Source organism: Nitrospira japonica, from assembly GCF_900169565.1.
GTDB classification, from domain to species: domain Bacteria; phylum Nitrospirota; class Nitrospiria; order Nitrospirales; family Nitrospiraceae; genus Nitrospira_C; species Nitrospira_C japonica_A.
Genome location: NZ_LT828648.1, coordinates 3175109 through 3191485, shown reverse-complemented (window position 1 = coordinate 3191485; position 16377 = coordinate 3175109). Strand labels below are relative to the sequence as shown.

The 16377-nt window shown below is 59.8% G+C and carries 15 protein-coding genes; 5 read left to right on the top strand and 10 right to left on the bottom strand.

Translation table 11 applies throughout. The annotated features are described in order from the left end of the window. Nucleotides 1–113: 113 nt before the first annotated feature. The 4 genes from NSJP_RS15200 to NSJP_RS15185 all read right to left on the bottom strand — a co-directional run bounded on the left by NSJP_RS15200 (nt 114) and on the right by NSJP_RS15185 (nt 3543). Nucleotides 114–320 (bottom strand): DUF5132 domain-containing protein, encoded by a 207-nt coding sequence (locus NSJP_RS15200; protein ID WP_080887711.1) that lies wholly within the window; start codon nt 318–320, stop codon nt 114–116. Between the two features lie 186 nt (nt 321–506). After that, nucleotides 507–776 (bottom strand): DUF5132 domain-containing protein, encoded by a 270-nt coding sequence (locus NSJP_RS15195; RefSeq protein ID WP_080887710.1) that lies wholly within the window; start codon nt 774–776, stop codon nt 507–509. Nucleotides 777–1046: 270 nt separating this feature from the next. Beyond that, nucleotides 1047–2105 (bottom strand): calcium/proton exchanger, encoded by a 1059-nt coding sequence (cax, locus tag NSJP_RS15190; RefSeq protein ID WP_080887709.1) that lies wholly within the window; start codon nt 2103–2105, stop codon nt 1047–1049. A gap of 22 nt (nt 2106–2127) precedes the next feature. Beyond that, nucleotides 2128–3543 carry a TolC family protein gene (locus NSJP_RS15185; RefSeq protein ID WP_172834374.1) on the bottom strand — a complete coding sequence of 472 codons (1416 nt, stop codon included), beginning with the start codon at nt 3541–3543 and terminating at the stop codon, nt 2128–2130. Between the two features lie 149 nt (nt 3544–3692). Between NSJP_RS15185 and NSJP_RS15180 the strand changes: the two genes are divergently transcribed. Further along, the gene (locus tag NSJP_RS15180; protein WP_080887707.1) at nt 3693–4613 is read left to right on the top strand and encodes a hypothetical protein; all 921 of its coding nucleotides are present in this window, start codon (nt 3693–3695) and stop codon (nt 4611–4613) included. Between the two features lie 11 nt (nt 4614–4624). Here NSJP_RS15180 and NSJP_RS15175 read toward each other — a convergent pair whose 3' ends face one another. Further along, on the bottom strand, nt 4625–5872 hold the full coding sequence (locus NSJP_RS15175; protein WP_172834373.1) for a DUF445 domain-containing protein: 1248 nt from the start codon (nt 5870–5872) through the stop codon (nt 4625–4627). A gap of 439 nt (nt 5873–6311) precedes the next feature. Then, entirely contained in the window at nt 6312–7193 is an 882-nt protein-coding gene (locus NSJP_RS15170) for a hypothetical protein (protein WP_080887705.1), read from the bottom strand. A 288-nt stretch (nt 7194–7481) separates the two neighbouring features. Between NSJP_RS15170 and NSJP_RS15165 the strand changes: the two genes are divergently transcribed. Then, the gene (locus NSJP_RS15165; RefSeq protein WP_080887704.1) at nt 7482–8051 is read left to right on the top strand and encodes an OmpA family protein; all 570 of its coding nucleotides are present in this window, start codon (nt 7482–7484) and stop codon (nt 8049–8051) included. A gap of 111 nt (nt 8052–8162) precedes the next feature. Beyond that, entirely contained in the window at nt 8163–9149 is a 987-nt protein-coding gene (locus tag NSJP_RS15160; protein ID WP_172834372.1) for an endonuclease/exonuclease/phosphatase family protein, read from the top strand. 18 nt (nt 9150–9167) lie between these two features. On the opposite strand, the gene NSJP_RS15155 is transcribed toward NSJP_RS15160, so the two are convergent. After that, on the bottom strand, nt 9168–9707 hold the full coding sequence (locus NSJP_RS15155; protein WP_080887702.1) for a DUF3015 domain-containing protein: 540 nt from the start codon (nt 9705–9707) through the stop codon (nt 9168–9170). A gap of 323 nt (nt 9708–10030) precedes the next feature. On the opposite strand from NSJP_RS15155, the gene NSJP_RS15150 reads away from it, so the two are divergent. After that, nucleotides 10031–10366: a BON domain-containing protein gene (locus NSJP_RS15150; RefSeq protein WP_080887701.1), complete on the top strand. Its 336-nt coding sequence runs from the start codon at nt 10031–10033 to the stop codon at nt 10364–10366. Nucleotides 10367–10451: 85 nt separating this feature from the next. Here NSJP_RS15150 and NSJP_RS15145 read toward each other — a convergent pair whose 3' ends face one another. The 3 genes from NSJP_RS15145 to NSJP_RS15135 all read right to left on the bottom strand — a co-directional run bounded on the left by NSJP_RS15145 (nt 10452) and on the right by NSJP_RS15135 (nt 13886). Then, nucleotides 10452–10925, bottom strand: a complete 474-nt coding sequence (locus NSJP_RS15145; RefSeq protein ID WP_080887700.1) for a hypothetical protein — start codon at nt 10923–10925, stop codon at nt 10452–10454. Between the two features lie 116 nt (nt 10926–11041). Continuing rightward, complete coding sequence (locus tag NSJP_RS15140) at nt 11042–12289, bottom strand: NnrS family protein (RefSeq protein WP_172834371.1); 1248 nt, start codon at nt 12287–12289, stop codon at nt 11042–11044. Between the two features lie 52 nt (nt 12290–12341). Next, nucleotides 12342–13886 (bottom strand): ATP-dependent DNA ligase, encoded by a 1545-nt coding sequence (locus tag NSJP_RS15135; RefSeq protein WP_080887698.1) that lies wholly within the window; start codon nt 13884–13886, stop codon nt 12342–12344. A gap of 124 nt (nt 13887–14010) precedes the next feature. Here NSJP_RS15135 and NSJP_RS15130 point away from each other — a divergent pair, with 124 nt between their 5' ends. Beyond that, entirely contained in the window at nt 14011–16374 is a 2364-nt protein-coding gene (locus NSJP_RS15130; protein WP_197685433.1) for a fatty acid cis/trans isomerase, read from the top strand. Nucleotides 16375–16377 lie beyond the last annotated feature (3 nt).

Genomic DNA, 16377 nt, shown 5'->3' with positions numbered 1-16377 from the left:
ATGCCATGCCATCCAGTCGTTCGCTCTCAATCCGACATGCGCCGACATACGCGCCGACTCCTCGACATCGACAGCCATGAGCAGGTGTGCCTTTCGGGGATTGCGGTGCCGGTCTAATCGTCCTCGGTAGGCTCTTTTGCAACGGACGCACTGTTCTGTTTGGCCAGATCCGTCTTGGCTTCAGCGACAAGGTCTTTGAACTGCTCTCCTGCCTCGGAGGCCGCTTCGGATACTGAATCGAAGAGATAGATCCCTCCCTTGATCAATTCCTTGGCCAAGGGACGCAACGCCGATCCTATTCCTGAAAGAAAATCCGTCATCGGTGTCCTCCTCTACAGGCACTTCGTGCTCATGACCGGACACAGGTGCTTCCGCCCTACACCGGTTACAGCGCTCGCCAGCATGCCTTGGGGGCCTCTGGCTTTCCTCGGAAAACCGTCGATGGGCCTGATGAACCTATGGTGAGTGACCATGAGGCTGGCCCCTGAGGAACACTCGCACGAGGCCTACTTGTGGGCCCCGACTTTCGCCGGTGCGGTTGCTGCAGCCGAGCCGGACTTCAGTTCCGCCCTCGCTTCTGCAACCAGATCGCTCAGGACGTTCCCGCTTCCGGAGAATAACGAAGCGGCAGAATCCTGAATCACCAGCCCGCCCTTGATCACTTCACGCGCGAGGCCGCGGAGTAGCGAGGCAGGACCTTCGACGATTTTTGGAGCTGCCTGCGCGATGACCGCTCCGGCGACGACTCCAACCACTCCAGTGATAATCGCTTCCATGGGGTCCTCCTTCCACCTGGCCGAATTGAATTCTGACGAATGAGAGGGAGCATAGTACCTTAAGGAGCTCTTCTCGTGCAAATTCCTCGGAGATGAGTCGCTCCGACACCCGCATACGCAAGAGAAGAGGGACCGCAAGGCAGGTCTATCCGCTGGGTCTATTACGCAATTTTCAGGGCTGTCCCGGAGACGATGCGAGGGTCAAGTAAGCGAGCATGAGACGAGGCATTATCGTTATAAATCAAAAGGATGACAGCCCACCCTCGTTCGTCAGGCGGGCAAGAAGAAAAAGCCGATGGCAAACATCAGGTACACACAGACCAGCATCACGCCCTCCATCCAATTGCACTCGCCGTCGGACGTGAGACGACTGACGACCGCGACGGTGAGCGTAATGGCGATAATTTCGAAGTATGTGAAATGGAGGTTCATGGGCTGTCCGACGGCGTATCCCAGGAATACGAGGACCGGTGCGACGAATAACGCGACCTGGGTACTGGCTCCTACGGCAATGCCAAACGACAAATCCATCTGATCGTTCCTGGCAAATCGCACGGCATTCATCGCTTCCGCGGCATTGCCGACCAGCGCCAGGAAAATCACACCGGCAAAAATCGGCGTGAAACCAAGTGAAGCAGAGGCGGGTTCGATCGCTCCGACGAGCATTTCGCTCATGATGGCGATCAATACCGTGACTCCTCCGAGCACGGCAATGGCCTTTCCCTTGCTCCAGCGACCCTCTTCCTCTTCCACTTGTTCCTTGCCCGGCCCGTACTGTCCCGGTTCCGTTTCAACGAGCTGGCGATGAGTTTTGAGCGTGAACACCAGGCTCGCAATGTAGGCGAAAAAGAGGACGATCGCGATTTCCGTGCTCACCTCGCGTTCCTTTCCGGTGGCAAAATGAAAGAGCGCCGGAATGAGCAGGCCGACCGCAGCCACGAACAGCAGTCCTCCGTTGACGCCCGCGACGGTTTTATTGAACTGCTGGCGTTGGCGCCCCCAGCCTCCGAAAATCATGGACAATCCGAGAGAAAACAGGAGATTGCCAAGAATTGAACCCGTGATGGACGCTTTGACGATGTCGCCGAGCCCTTCCTTCAACGCGAAGCCAGAAATGATCAGCTCCGGGGCGTTTCCGAGGGAGGCGCTCATCAATCCCCCGATCGTCGCTCCGACATAAATTGATAGTTGCTCGGTCGCCTGCCCCATCAAGCCGGCCAGCGGCACGATGGCGAGCGCCGAGACGCAAAAGATGGCGATCGGGCTGGCTCCATACCAGTCCAACCCCAGCGCGAGCGGGATGAAGACGAGCAACCAATTGAGACTCATAGGCGTCCGATTTCTCCGGGCATCAGAGCATGATGTTGCGACCGGTCGACCGTTCCAGAAGCAGCAAATTCTCGTAATAACCGAACAGCGCGTCTAGGTGGCTGATTTCCGTGTCGCCGTAGGACCGGCGCGAGTTTTCCAAATCCAAAATGCCGATCTCGTTCTTGGCGTAGCCTTCTTGTGCGGATTGGAATACCGTCGTGGCGCGATCGATGGCGCCATTCGTCACGTCGACGAGTTTTTTTGAGTGCAGGACCTTGCGATAGGCGACACCGATATCGTTCTGCATCTGGATCAACGCCTTTTCCACTTCGGCTTCCGCGGCTTTTGAAGCGACTTCCGCCTCCATGATGCCCCCTTGATTCCTATCGAAAACCGGAATCGGCACACTCAGACCGAAGCCCCATTGCTGCTGGTTGTCCGGACCGTGGGGACCTTGGACCGCGTATCCGAGGTTCGCCGTCACGTTCGGATAAGGAATCACTTTGGCCAGTTGCAGCTGGGTTTTCCGTCTGTCACGCACGAGCCGGAGCGCGCGGATGTCCGGCCGGTTTTGCGATGCATACTCCATCAACTCGTCAAGCTTCAAGTCCAACGAGCGGTAGATAAGAGGAGTTTCCAGGTCGAGCTCGACGTCCGGTGACAGTCGTAACATGACTCTGAGATCGCCCGACGCATCTTCGACCCGCTGCAGATCGCGCAGGACCTCCGCTTCGGTATTCACGGTGAGTAGTCCCAATCTGGTCCGCTCGAGGTCGGAGGTGAATTGCTTTTTCTTGTCGGGCTGAAGCAATTTGATGAGAATGTTCAGCGCGCGTTGGTCGATGGAGAGATGTCCGCGCTGTCGCTGCACGCGAAAATAATTATCTTTGAGTGTAAAACCCAATTGCCGAACCGCGTCTTCAAACCGTGCTTCGACCGACAGCACCTCCAACTCGGCCGCTCGTATTCTGTACCCTCTTTTTCCGGCCACTTCGAACAGTTGACTGACGCTCGGTCCGACGGCGCCGCAGGTGCTCATCTGGCAACCCTGAGTGTAGGAACTCAACGTGTTGACGTTCAGCGTGGGATTGGGAAACAGGCGCGCGGTGATGTGTCTGCCTTTCGCGGCATCGATTCCGTAGTGGGCGATGATCAGATCGAGATTCTGCTTGAGGAACAGCTCCATCGCTTCGCTCAGCGAGAGCTGCATGAACTTCGTCGGGAGAGGCAGCGGTGTCTGCTTGGGCAGCGGGTCCGGATATTGGTCCTGCTTGAAGAGACCTTTAAGGATCTGCTCGATCCAGTTTTCCGTCGGCTCCGTGATGTTCGCCGCCCGCACTGAGGTTTCGACGATGAGTAGTGACGACGCGACAACGACCAGGAAGACAAAGACCGCTGCCATGTGGAGGAAACAGCGTCTCATCTTTGGAAGCTCAGGCGCGTGCGGATCGTCCATAGGTAACCTCCTCCAACCCGGCATGAACGCAGAGGGGGTCAACGATAGCACAGCTTGGACGGGTGGTGAAGAGATCTTGTCGCTCGATGCAGGCCGTGATACATAGGCCCGCGAGTGAATGAAGGTGTGAAAAGCATCGAGGTGGGCGCGTGAGATTACGTGGCACCCTGTACGAAATCACGAATATCGGATCATTCGTGCAGGAATATATGACGAACCGATCTCAACCGGGCACGAGCAGCGTCAGTCCCGTCCCGAACGCGCGCGTCATTCTCGACGGGCTGAATCAGCCAGGTCGGGGTTCTGCTTTCCTCGTCGAGTCGAACACGGATGGTACCGGCCGATTTGATCTGGATGTTTCGATGTCCTCCGACATGCCCGTCTTTTTGTCTGCGTCCGGCCGCGCGGATGTCTCGAAGGGCATCATCGAAAGCGAGCCGCAGTCCGGCCGGTGGTATCGCTCGTCCCCGTTCGTTCCTCACGCCGTCGACGGAAAGCAGTGTGATGTCTACGTGGCCCGCGTTGCCATTCCACGCGAGGCAGGTTTTTCACAGCCCCGCTTGACCACGGCTCTGGCCGAGACGAAGAAGGAAGTAGCCAACCTGGAGTGGATTAAGGGGAAAATCAAACCTGAAGGCATCACGCTGAGCTGCGGTGGAAAAGGCGCCACGGCTTCGGGCAGGGTCGTCCTCAATCCTGACACATCCGCCGACCCATCCAAAATTCTGCATCACACTGTCGAAGAGTTTCGCCTGGAGTTGCCCTGGCTGGTCGGCCTCGTCGTATCAAAGGATACCGTCGAAGCTTCCCTTCGGGCCGGTCTTGCCGATCTCGTTGCGGAAGTCGGCAAGCAATTGCGTCTCAGCGCGATTCGACTGTTGTCGGCTCAGCTTCCGTGTTCGGATCCGACCGCCGTCGACAAGATTGTGTCCAAGGCCACACTCTCATTTAGTCATCTTGAGTATGAGGCCATTCCCGCCGACGGGCAGTCCAAAGCGTCCTGCACGATTGTGGGCGAAGCCTGTTTCGGGTTTCCCGGAACGCTCGAGTCTGCGGATGCGCGGCCCTGACCCGACCCGACTCACATCTTGCCGAACAGCATAGCCACCGCATGCAACAGGAGACCGATCAGCCCCCCGACGACGGTTCCGTTGATGCGAATGAATTGCAGATCTTTGCCGACCTCTCGTTCGATCGTCTCCACCATGTGAGCGACGGACCAGTCACGGACCGTGTTGGTGACGAGTTCGCCGATTCTGTCCCGGTGCCTCGTGGCAAGCTCGACCACCAGATTCTGTAACCCTTCCTGAAATATTCTTACAGCGTCCTCGTCTCGCTTCAGAGTGTCGCCGAGGCCCGCCAACGCCGCATCGAGATAGGCACGGGTCTCCGAATGCTCCTGTTTCAAATCCGCCAGAAGCCATTCCTTCAGGCTGTGCCAGGACCCATCGATGATCTGCAGCATGACAGGGGACATCAACAACTCTTTGATGGCCGTGACCTGCCTCGATGCCCCATCGGAAGACGTGAACCACTGTTCCGCGCTCTGCCTCATGGAATCATCGGGATGGTCTTGCACGTCGCGCAGCACGGAGCGGAACCACCCAATCATGCGCCTGGCTACCCTCTTATCGAGACGGACCAGGCCGAGCAAGCGGGACCAGGGAAGCTTCTGGGCAATCATGTTGGACAGCGGGTCCCGATGCGTATCGACGTAGTCGATGGCGAGGGCGAGCGCGTCGTTGACCAACCGATTGCGTTGCAGGCTTTGCAACACGCCCGAAACCAGCTGTCGCGTCAACGGTGCAACCGTCAGACCGTCGAGCAGCTTGGTCGCGAGGTGACGGATAAAGCGCTGCACGGCGGCATCTTCGGACGTCTCGAGCAAGCGGGCGAGCCAGCCGGCCAGTTCCTGTGTCAGTCCCCGTCTGCGCTGCGGATCGACGAGCAGCGACGTCAATTCATCCGGAATGCGCCACGACTCTATCAGTCTGCCGATGGCCTCGGGCGTGACCAGCTTGCGTTGGGTCAGACTTCCGATGCTGGAGGCGATGCGGTCCTTGTTGCGCGGGATGATTTCAGTATGAGGGATCGGGAGGCCGAGCGGCTGCTTGAAGAGCGCCGTGACGGCATACCAGTCGGCGAGTGCACCGATCATGGCCGCCTCCGCAAAGGCGCGCAACCAGCTCAGCAACGGATAGCGCTGCTCGCCGAAGAGGGCCGCCAGGAATAGCGCAGCCATGAAAAGCAGAAGTCCGGTCGCGGCCAGCCGCGTGCGCCGAAATGCCGCGGAGGGGTCGTGTGGAATTATCGGAACGTCGCCGTCCATTGCAGACCTCATCATCTCGATGGTCACGACCCTATCACAGTGAACGGGGTAGTTCGACTGTCGGAGCATCGTCCTGTCGATCTCTGCACCTAGGGAGGTTCCCGGTAGCCTCGTCATGATGGATGCGTTACATAGGATGAGCCGATCCGGGAATAATCGTGGAGATGTGTGATGCCCCATCGTAGTTGGATCGTTCAAAAGACCGCGCGCAGAATGGACCGAGCGGGACTGGCAGTGGCCCTGGCGTTCCTGGTGGCTCTGGGCTTCTGGGCTGGCTTCCGCGGGGAGAGGGCGGAAGATACTGCCTCGCCAGAACAGCAGACCCTCGAGACGCCCACCCACCCGCCGGCCAGCACCCCCTGATGCATGACGCCAAGTCCCGATGAGGGACGCTCGTCGAATCCAAACGGTCGTCATCCGCCGACAGATGAGCCAGGCACTACTCGGTGGTTAACTCCAGGCGAGGGCTGACCAGTTCGATGCGCACAATCGGGCCGAGTAATTGGAGAGGACCTTCGAACTTGACGAACGCCGGGATATCGTCCGCCAGAATCCAGCAGTAATAGTGGAAGTCGTCGGGCAACGTGCCGAGTACTTTGCCGAAGAACTTTTCGATGACACCCAAGGCCGGTTCAAACGAGTACCGAAGCGCCTTGCGCGGCTGCTCGCCGATGCGGACGGTGTGCTCATCCATGAAACGCAACGCCAGCTTGATGATTTTCGGTTCCGGCGTAAAAGTCAGGACCTTGATCGATTCGCTGGCTCCGGGCGGGAGGTTCATCAGCACGGTCAGCAGCATGCCGTTGTAGACGTCCTTCGGTACTTCGATCTTGCCCCTCAACAGCTCTTCCTTCTCGTCTCCCCACCGCCCCGAACGGACCTCGTAGGCCGCGCTGCCACGGTTGAAGGTCACGTCCAATTGCTGCGGGAATGAGGGACCTCGTTGCGTAAGCCGATATCGGACGAGACTGAACAGACGTTTCTGTGAAAACGACACCCGCTCTTCGTGCCTGGAGCCATCCTTGAAAACGAAAAGCAGCCGGCTTTCCACGAGGTCGACTTCCTTGACGGTCTGTGTCAGTTCTCCCCTTCCGAGAAGGTCACCGGCCGGCGAGTGTACTTGCAGGAAGCCATGGGTCAGCCCTTCAGGAAAACGAACCGCAACCGGATCGGCCTGGGCCAGTGTCGGGTGGAGAACAGTCAGGATGAGGATGAGGAAGGCCGTGAACCCGGTCGCCGTCCCCAGTCGTTTCAATGTCGCCAATCGCGGGTGCGAAACGAACAGGTTGGCTGCAGCGTAACTGAGGAAATCCAGCCGCATCGTTCGGCTATTGTAGCAGGGGACCTATTGCCGGCGATCGAGAGGTAAGCGGCGATAAACGTCGTACTGCTGTACAAGTGTGGTGCGGCCGTTTACCGTATGTTGGAAAGACGATCCGCCCAATTTCAGGAATATGCGGAGCGATGATCGGAACATCGATAGAATTACAAATGTTTCCGGCGAGATCGAGGCTCGGTGACCTGAATCTCCGGCACTGGTTCGTTCCGGAGTAAATGGCATTTCCTTTGCTTTCTTAAGACGGATCAGGTGTGTCAAGAAGGAGGCACAATGAAAAAGTCCACTGAGATCGCGCTGATGGGACTCCTGGTGGTATCCGCACTGGGTCTGCCGGCGTGCAGCAGCCTGTATGGATCCGGCACCGGTGACGAACAGGTGTCCCGGAATGAGCGCATAGATGAACCGGTCATCAAACACATTGCACCACCAGACCCGAGTTTGGCTTCCCGACGCTCTGGTCCGACGATGCGTGCGGAATTAGCGGCCCGAAACGATACCGGGATGCCCAAAGGTTCGCTGGCTGACGTTCTCTTCGATTTCGACCGGTATACGATCCGGGCGGAGGCCGTGCCTGCGTTGGAGGCCAATGCCAAGCGTCTGCGCCGGCAAGGCGTCACGGGTGTGCTGCTCGAAGGACGAGGAGACGAGGTCGGGACTGCCGCCTATAATATGGTATTGGGGGACCTACGGGCCAGGAACGTGAAGCAGTATCTCGAGGACCTTGGCCTGGATGTCGAGGTCGATACGACCAGTTACGGAAAGGACCGTCCACTCTGTTTCCGGCACGATGACGACTGCATGCAAGTCAATCGAAGCGTGCATTTCGTGGTCAAACAGTAGGTCTGCCCGCCCCTCCTTCCTTTCTTCAGGATGATCCGTAACCGATAGGAATCGGGTACACTACGCTCATCGATGAGCGTAGTGGATTCGATTCCTTTCTCCGGACAGCCGATGCCGGCTCGATTTCTCATCGGACAAGCCGTTCGGGTTTTCCGTCCTGTGCAGACGGCGTGGGTTGCCCTCACCCTATTTTTCGCGAGCCCGATCATCATGCCGGCTGCCCTGGCGCAGGACGATCCCCCACCGTTGCGCGTGGTCACTTACAATCTCCTGCACGACGGTGCCGCTTCAGGCTTTATCGAAGGCGATACCCATCTCGAAGACCGCCTGGAGATGGTCATCCGGGAACTGAAAGCGCTCGATCCGGACATTGTAGGGCTGCAGGAGGCTTCGGATAGCCGCACGCATGGCAATATCGCGGAGCGTCTCGCTCAGGCGCTCGGGTTTCATGTCGTCTTCGCCCCGGCCACGGAGCACATCTTTCGCCTGCCTCCTCTCGATTGGGCCGTCGTCGGCGCCATGGGGTTCAAGGAGGGATCGGCGATCCTCAGCCGATTTCCCATCGTGGACTCAGAGGTGACCGATCTGCCCCGTTGCCGGCGATGGATCGAACCGAGGATTCTCTTGCGGGCGGAGATCGCGACCGAGAGAGGACCGCTGCAAGTGTACTCGACGCATGTCGCGCGCGGTGACGAGTGTCAAATGCGGCGGGTCGGTGAACTCGTGCGCGAGCGCGGGTGGCTTGGGTTGTCGCTTCTCATGGGGGATTTCAACACTCCGGAAACGTCGCAAATTCTCACGGCGCTCCGCCTCGAGGCCGGCTTCGTCGATACCTTTCGTGTCGCCAATCCCGATGCGCCGGGTCCGACCGTCTGGCAACGCATCGATGTGGAAGCGCCCACCGCGTCGACGCGCGTAGACTTCATCCTCTACTTGCCTGGTTCCGCATCGTCAGCCGTGGTCCGATCAAGCCGTGTCATTCTCGATCGTCCGGGACGGCTGCCGGATGGACGCGCTCTCTGGCCGTCCGATCACTATGGCGTGTTGGCAGAGATCGACATCCAGCCTCTGATCCGGCAAGGAGCGGAGGGCCGGTAAGTGACAACCTAGGGCGGGCTATCGTCCGGGATCTTCGCTGACGTCGCCGACGAACGGCAAGCGTGCGAGCGCCGGACGTTCCGCCATAGCGTCTTGCAATACTTTGAGCAGCACGGCTGGCGTGACTTCATCCGTTCCGACGACGCGCTGATACCGATCTTGGACAAGCGCGAAGAATGCCGGCTTCGATTCTTCCGGCACGCCGAGAAGCGTAGCCAAAGACGCCAAGTGCTCCCCGTTTCCTTGCGCCATCTCCTCGGTCAGCCGGTCGAATGCGTGACTGGCAATATTGATGTGCTTGTTTTTCATGACGACACCGTCGTTGGTGCAGCCGGATGTGCCCGATGAGATGCCGAATGTCTGACTGCCGAACGTGGCGTTCGTCGTCGCCATCATGACCTGAGGCGCGATTTGCTTGGGACCGTCATAATCCATCCACGCAAGTTTCCCCAGACCGCAACCAGGCCCGTTATCCGAAACGGCTGCGCCCTGTGCACCATGCTGGTGCAGCAGCGCACACAAGCAGAATACAAGACCGCCTATCGTACGGGATCTCATTGAGGCCTCGTTGCCGCATTGAACCTGTCGATCGCCATCCTTAAGGTACCCTACCCCTTTCATCAGTCAAGAAAACACACGTGCCTGATGGACGGACAATTCGTCTGATTACGGACAGTCCATCCCTGCCAGGTTGAATCGTCTGCGGGCTTGCCCGGACCTTTCGCCCGTAGCAGCATCTGCAACCGATTGGAAATCTTTGGATCGTGACCTTTTATTGGGATGGATGATACCGGCGTGAGCTCGGCATCGACTATGCGGGGGGTGATATCATAAACAGCGGGGAGCATGTGGTGGGCGTCACCTGAAGATGAGGTGCGCACATGGCACTCCACGACAGGAAGCCAAGTCGGACGATCCGGCTGGTCACGGTGACGATGGCGGGTGGTATCCTGGCCACGCTCGCCGCCTGCGATCCCTTTCGACCGACCGCCGACCGCTATTTCGACGACGGAGAGATCACCGTCGCCATCGAGTCCAGGCTGGCCTACGAGAAGGTCGTCGATCCTGCTAGGGTGGAAGTCGAAACCAAGAACGGCATCGTCCATTTACGGGGCACGGTCGAGACTCTGGATCAACGGATGCAGGCGGGAAAGGTGGCATCGCAGGTGACGGGGGTCACGAGCGTGGACAACGAGCTGGAAATCTACCGTCGCTGAGCGCTACTCGATATAGCAAGACCAGCCTCAATACCGTACGGCCGATCTTTGTCCGTCCAAGCGATGATGAAGCCCGCCGACGTTTCTAGGGAGAAGACGTTCGCTCTTTGCGATCCCAGAACTGAATCTGTTTACCGGCCGGAGCGCCGGGGTTCGATTCCGGATAGTCGGTTTCTACCCTGATCAGTTTTCCATCGGCGGAAAGCTCCGCTTTGGACACACCGATCTCTTTCCCCCCGAACTTGATGATATTGACGGTGTGGTGGCCGTCCACCTTGCTGATGCCCATCGTCTGCTTTGAGGCTTTGCCGTCGATCAGGACCGGTACATCCTTGCCGTCAAGCATGGTGACGATGGTCGTGTCACTCGCCCCGGGCGCCCCGGGCCCAACGACTTTGTAGGTCATCTTCCAGCCGGCATTCGTTTCTTCGATCTTCATGGTGAGTTGGCCGCCCGGTTGAAGTTCCCGGAGCACCCAGGTGCCGGTCCATGCCGAGTTTTCGGCCCAGGCCGGCAGTCCAAAGCACAGGAAGAACAGGAGGAATGACACACGCTTCATCACAGCCTCGCTTTCTCTGATTCCGACAGCTTCTGAGGACTATCGTATTCCCGTACATGCGTCCGGCCTATTCTCAAAGTATATGTCCGCCGGACCGCGACTGAAAAGCCCATTTTTCACGGTTCATCCAGCGAACGGCGGACGAGCAACGGCCCGTAGGCCACGGCAAAAAGGAGGTATGCGCCGCTCCATGCCGCGGCGGACAATTGGAGGATCGTATGGGTCAGCGCCGTCGGCGATTCCGACTGCGGGACGAGAATACGCAGCAATGCACCCACGTTGACCAGCAGATAGATGACGACCGTCAGAGCGCCGGCGCGCTTCGCCCGTCCGGTATGTCCGAGGCTGGCCCGGGTCATGACGGCAAGGGTCATGGCGCCGACTGCGCCAGTGGTCAACGTATGGAGGGCATTGGCCTGCGGCATGCCTGCCCCGAGTACCGTGTCTCCGAGTACGAGCAGAGAGATCGCGACCCATCCGTATCCGATATGAAGAATCAACACCAGCGGTTCCCTATAGGCCACCCATCCGTACCAGCGCAGGAGTCGCGCGACATTCATGACACCGGCCGCGATGAACGCCCATCCTGCGGCCGGCAGGTCCGGCCCGACAATCCAGATCACCGCGGCAATCAGCACCGACAACATCGCTACGACGTCGAGACGTGAAAAGTCAGCCGGCAGGCGCGCCGTACCGGACTGCGCCAGAAACTCGCGGGTCAAATTCGGCGTGAGCCGTCCGCCGATGACCGTCAACAGGAGCATGATCAGGGCGAGCACGAGCCGCTCAGGGAGATCGGTCGACAAGCCGCGCAGGGCCGCCGCGTGAAAGAGGAGGTTGGCCGCGGCATAGAGGGTGATCATGACCGCGATGGGCATCTGCGCGCGGGCCGATACCGCGTACAGTTCCCGCCAGAGCAGCGAAGCTAGGACGATGAGGAACGAGGCATCGAGGGCGGCGACCGTGATCGGCGAAGCGGCGGGTACCGCCAGACAGAGCCGGCCCGCCAACCATAAGAGCCAGAGCGCCAGCAGGGGGATGCCTCGCAACGGTGCTCGTCCGGTCCAGTTGGGGATCGCGGTCAACAGAAATCCCGCAATGACGGCGGAAAGAAAGCCGAAGAGCATCTCATGCACGTGCCAGTCCCGCGGCGGATACAGAAACGACGCACTGCCGGCTCCCGCAAACAGCCGGACCCAGATCGGCACGGCCAGGCCGGCAAACAGCGAGGCAGAGAGAAAGAAGGGCCGGAATCCGTAAGAGAGAAACGGGGGACCGTCGTAGGACGGAAACGAGGGTTCTTCCTCCGCGTCGGCCGCGGGGATCGAGGTGCCGGCTTGGATGTTGAGCGGTGTCGACGACACGGGCTGGGTGATTCTCCCGGGCTCTGAGGGCCTTGTCAATGTCCGGCCGCGCCTATTGCCGGCTCTTGTGAAACAGGTCCTTCACCGTGTGGAGCGTGTCCGCTTCTTGCGGGGTCTTGTCCGGTCTGTAGCGTTTGACACGCGCGAAGCGCAAGGCCAGCCCGCCGGGATATCGGGGCGATTCCTGGATATCGCTGAAGGCAATCTCGACCACGCGCGCCGGTTTGACGTAGACGGTCATGCCGTCACGCCGCTCTTCGAGGGCCAGGAACTGTTCCGTCTGCCAGCGGAGGAGCGCGTCGGTCATCCCCTTGAACGTCTTGCCCAGCATGATGAAGCGGCCGGTTTCCGGATCACGCGCACCCAGATGGAGATTGGAGAGGAAGCCGGTTCTGCGGCCGTTGCCCCATTCGGCGGCCAGAACGACGAGATCGAGGGTCTTGGCTTCCTTGATCTTCAGCCAGTGAAATCCGCGCTGCCCTGCGACGTAAGGCGCCGTTTGGGATTTGGCCATGACACCCTCGTGGCCGGCATCGAGAGCCTGACGAAGAAATTCTTCCGCGGCCCCGCGATCACCGGTGACGAGCCGCGGGATCAATGAAGTGGGCGGGACCGTCGCGTCGAGGGCCTCCATCCGTTCGCGATAGGATTTCGCCAGGAGCGAGCCCCGGCCTTCCACGTAAAGGCAGTCGAAGAAAAAACAGGACAGCGGGATGTCGCGCCTCGCCGCTTCGATATCGTTGACGCGCCCGAATCGTCGCATGGTCACTTGGAAAGGCAGCGGCCTGCCGTCCTGGCGCAGGGCGATTGCTTCCCCTTCCAGGACGAACTCACGCACCGGCAACGCTGCTGTCCATTGGATCAATTCCGGCAGCCGGTTGGTCACGTCCTGCAGCTGTCTGGTGAAGATGCGAATGGTCTCATGTTGCTTGTGGACTTGTATGCGTGCGCCGTCCAGCTTGTACTCGAACGAGGCCTCACCGAGCCGCTCGAGCGCTTCAGCAGGGTCGGCTGCGGCATTAGCCAGCATGGGCGCTATCGGATTCAACAGTTGGAATTCAATCCGAGCCAGCCCTGCCGTCCCCTCCTCGAGCGCGAGGCGTGCGACCTCACCGATGTCTCCGCTGAACATCATGGCGCCGCGAACCGCCGGCGCCGAGACGTCGGCGGCCTTGGCGATCGCGTCCAGCAACAGGCCCTCCAGCGCGCCTTGGCGGATTTCCCCGATCAGCAACTCGCCCAGAAACCGGCGTTCCTCCGGCACGGCCCGCTCGAAGAGGCGGCGGAGTTCCGTCCTCCTGCGTTCGAACGATCCGCTGCCTTGGTCCGAGGCAAGAAGGTTCATCGTTCGATCGACGTCGGTCAGGCCCAAGGGCATATCTGGAGGGCGATCCTCCTGGGGCATGGCCGCTTCGATCAGCTTCCATCCCACGCCGATACGGCCCTGCGGGATGGTTCCAGCCAGATAGGAGGCCAGGATGACGAGTTCTCTGCCTTGAACCTGCCGAAGGCCGGTTGCAAGCCTTGTCACCTTTTCCGTCTTTTTGGGAGTGGCCCGGACCGCTGCGACCAACGCCACCAGTTCACCGAATTCCATAGGAGGATAGTACGAAGAGGGCCGCGCATCGCGCAACCGTGAGACTTCGGTCACGGTCCGTTGTTGGCCCCGTTGTGCTACAGTGGTGTGCCTGACGGTACGGGCGGAACCAAGGGAGCCCAAGTTGATTGACGCATTTCCACGCATGGCGCGCACGTGGCTGTGGGCGCTGGGGCTGCTGGCGGTCATCGGCTGCGCCCGGTCCGCTCCATCGAAGCAGGCTGCGGTACCGGCTCCGCCGCCTCCCAGCTCGGCGGGCATCGCGACGGTGGATTACTGGCGGGATGTGCAGCCGATACTGGAACGCCGTTGTATCGTCTGCCATGGATGCTACGACGCACCGTGCCAGTTGAACCTGACCGCCTACGAGGGTGTGGCGCGCGGGGCCAATAAAAAACCGGTCTACGATGCCACCCGGCTTCTGACGGCGCAGCCGACCAGACTCTTCGAGGATGCCGACACGGTCGCGGCCTGGCGCGACAAGAAGTTCTTTCCCGTCCTGCAGGAAGACGAGAAGGCGACCGAAGAGGCGCGGCGCGCCGGCGTCTTCGCGCGCATGTTGGCGCTCAAACGGACGCACGCCTTGCCGGACCAGTCGATTCTGCCGGACAGTTTCGATCTGTCGCTCGATCGGGACCAGCAATGTCCTACCGAAACCGAAGTCGACGCCTACGCGCAAAAATATCCCCAGTGGGGCATGCCCTACGGTCTGCCCGGTCTGACGGACGACGAATATTACACGCTCATTCGGTGGATCCAGCAAGGCGCGCCCTATCACGCGCCCGATTCCCTTCCGCCTTCGGTCAAGGCGCAGGTGGATGAATGGGAAGCGTTTCTCAACGGCGACGCGCCGAAGCAGATCCTCATGAGCCGCTATCTCTATGAGCATCTGCACATCACCCATCTGTATTTCGACGGGCTCCCCGACCGGCGCTGGTTCCGCCTCGTTCGGTCGCGCACGGCCCCGGGGCAGCCGATCGACCGGATCGCGACGCGCCGGCCGTATGACGATCCCGGGACGCCGCGGGTCTATTACCGGTTCGAACCGGTCCACGCCGGTCTCCTCGCCAAGACGCACATTCCTTATCCGCTGAGCCAGGCGCGGAAGCAACGATTCACCGAGTTGTTTCTCGACGCGCCTTTCGAGGTCCGTGCGCTTCCCGGCTATGAGCCGAAGATCGCCTCAAATCCCTTCGTCTCCTTCCGGGATCTGCCGGTTCGTTCTCGCTACAAATTCCTGTTGGACGACGCGCAGACCTTCGTCATGCAGTTCATCAAAGGGCCGGTCTGCCGCGGCCAGGTCGCCCTCAACGTCATCGACGACCGGTTCTGGATGTTCTTCATCGATCCGGATAGTGCCGCGCTCGACGGCAAGGACGAATATCTGGCGGAAACGAGCGACTATCTGTACCTGCCGACCGCGGAAGGAGCACGATGGGGGCCCATCTCTTGGATCAAGTATTCCGGCATGCAGAAGGAATTTCTCAAGGCCAAACAGGCCTATCTCGAATCGCTGGATCTCAAGGGTGAGGCGGCCGGCTTGGCGTTCATCTGGAACGGCCGGGACCGGAATCGAAACGCCGCCCTCACCGTATTCCGCCACGCCGACAGCGCATCCGTCGTGCAGGGTCTGGTCGGCGACGATCCGAAGACGGCCTGGCTCCTCTCCTACGACTTGTTCGAGCGGATTTATTATCTGCTCGTCGCCGGCTTCGACGTGTATGGTTTTACGGGCCACCAGCTCGATACGCGGCTGTACATGGATTTCCTCCGGATGGAGGGAGAGTCGAATTTTCTGCTGCTGTTGCCTGCCAAGGACCGGGAGCGAGAACGGGATTATTGGTATCGGGATGCGCACGACTCGGTGAAGGAGTATGTTTTGGGCCGCCGCATCAATGTCGAAAAGGAAAGCGGGATTCCGTACCGGACGGACCGACCCAAGCACGAACTTTTCGACATGCTCGCCCGGCATGTCGGTGGCGCACTCAATCATGCCTACGACGTGGCGGGAGAACAGGATGCGGATGTGCGGGAGCAGCTGCAGGGATTGTCCAAGATCAAGGGACGAGTGCTGCAGTGGATGCCGGAAGTCGCCTTGTTGACGGTCACGGAGGGACCGGGCCGGGAAGGTCAGGGAGACCGGCTCTACACGTTGTTGCACGATAACGGATTCAGTAACATCGCCTCGCTGTTCAACGAGGCCTCTCGCCGCCTCCCGGATGAAGACGGAGTCACGGTGGCGAGAGGACTCATCGGTGCCTATCCCAACGCCTTCTACCGGGTGAACAAACAGGATCTTCCGGAATTCATCGCCATGGTCGCCTCGCTGAGAAACGAAGATGACTACCGCACACTTACGGCACATTTTGGGTTGCGCCGTACCAGCCGGGATTTCTGGCGGCACAGCGACGCCGTCCACGAAACCTATCGCCGCATCGACCCCATCGAGGCGGGGTCGCTGGACTATAACAGGCTGGAAAACCGCTAAGAT

Excerpts from the sequence above, each read along its gene's own strand:
- NSJP_RS15195 (WP_080887710.1), bottom strand. The coding sequence starts at position 776 with ATGGAAGCGATTATCACTGGAGTGGTTGGAGTCGTCGCCGGAGCGGTC.
- NSJP_RS15165 (WP_080887704.1), top strand. The coding sequence starts at position 7,482 with ATGAAAAAGTCCACTGAGATCGCGCTGATGGGACTCCTGGTGGTATCC.
- NSJP_RS15200 (WP_080887711.1), bottom strand. The coding sequence starts at position 320 with ATGACGGATTTTCTTTCAGGAATAGGATCGGCGTTGCGTCCCTTGGCC.
- NSJP_RS15160 (WP_172834372.1), top strand. The coding sequence starts at position 8,163 with ATGCCGGCTCGATTTCTCATCGGACAAGCCGTTCGGGTTTTCCGTCCT.
- cax (WP_080887709.1), bottom strand. The coding sequence starts at position 2,105 with ATGAGTCTCAATTGGTTGCTCGTCTTCATCCCGCTCGCGCTGGGGTTG.
- NSJP_RS15155 (WP_080887702.1), bottom strand. The coding sequence starts at position 9,707 with ATGAGATCCCGTACGATAGGCGGTCTTGTATTCTGCTTGTGTGCGCTG.
- NSJP_RS15150 (WP_080887701.1), top strand. The coding sequence starts at position 10,031 with ATGGCACTCCACGACAGGAAGCCAAGTCGGACGATCCGGCTGGTCACG.
- NSJP_RS15135 (WP_080887698.1), bottom strand. The coding sequence starts at position 13,886 with ATGGAATTCGGTGAACTGGTGGCGTTGGTCGCAGCGGTCCGGGCCACT.
- NSJP_RS15170 (WP_080887705.1), bottom strand. The coding sequence starts at position 7,193 with ATGCGGCTGGATTTCCTCAGTTACGCTGCAGCCAACCTGTTCGTTTCG.
- NSJP_RS15175 (WP_172834373.1), bottom strand. The coding sequence starts at position 5,872 with ATGGACGGCGACGTTCCGATAATTCCACACGACCCCTCCGCGGCATTT.
- NSJP_RS15145 (WP_080887700.1), bottom strand. The coding sequence starts at position 10,925 with ATGAAGCGTGTGTCATTCCTCCTGTTCTTCCTGTGCTTTGGACTGCCG.
- NSJP_RS15185 (WP_172834374.1), bottom strand. The coding sequence starts at position 3,543 with ATGGACGATCCGCACGCGCCTGAGCTTCCAAAGATGAGACGCTGTTTC.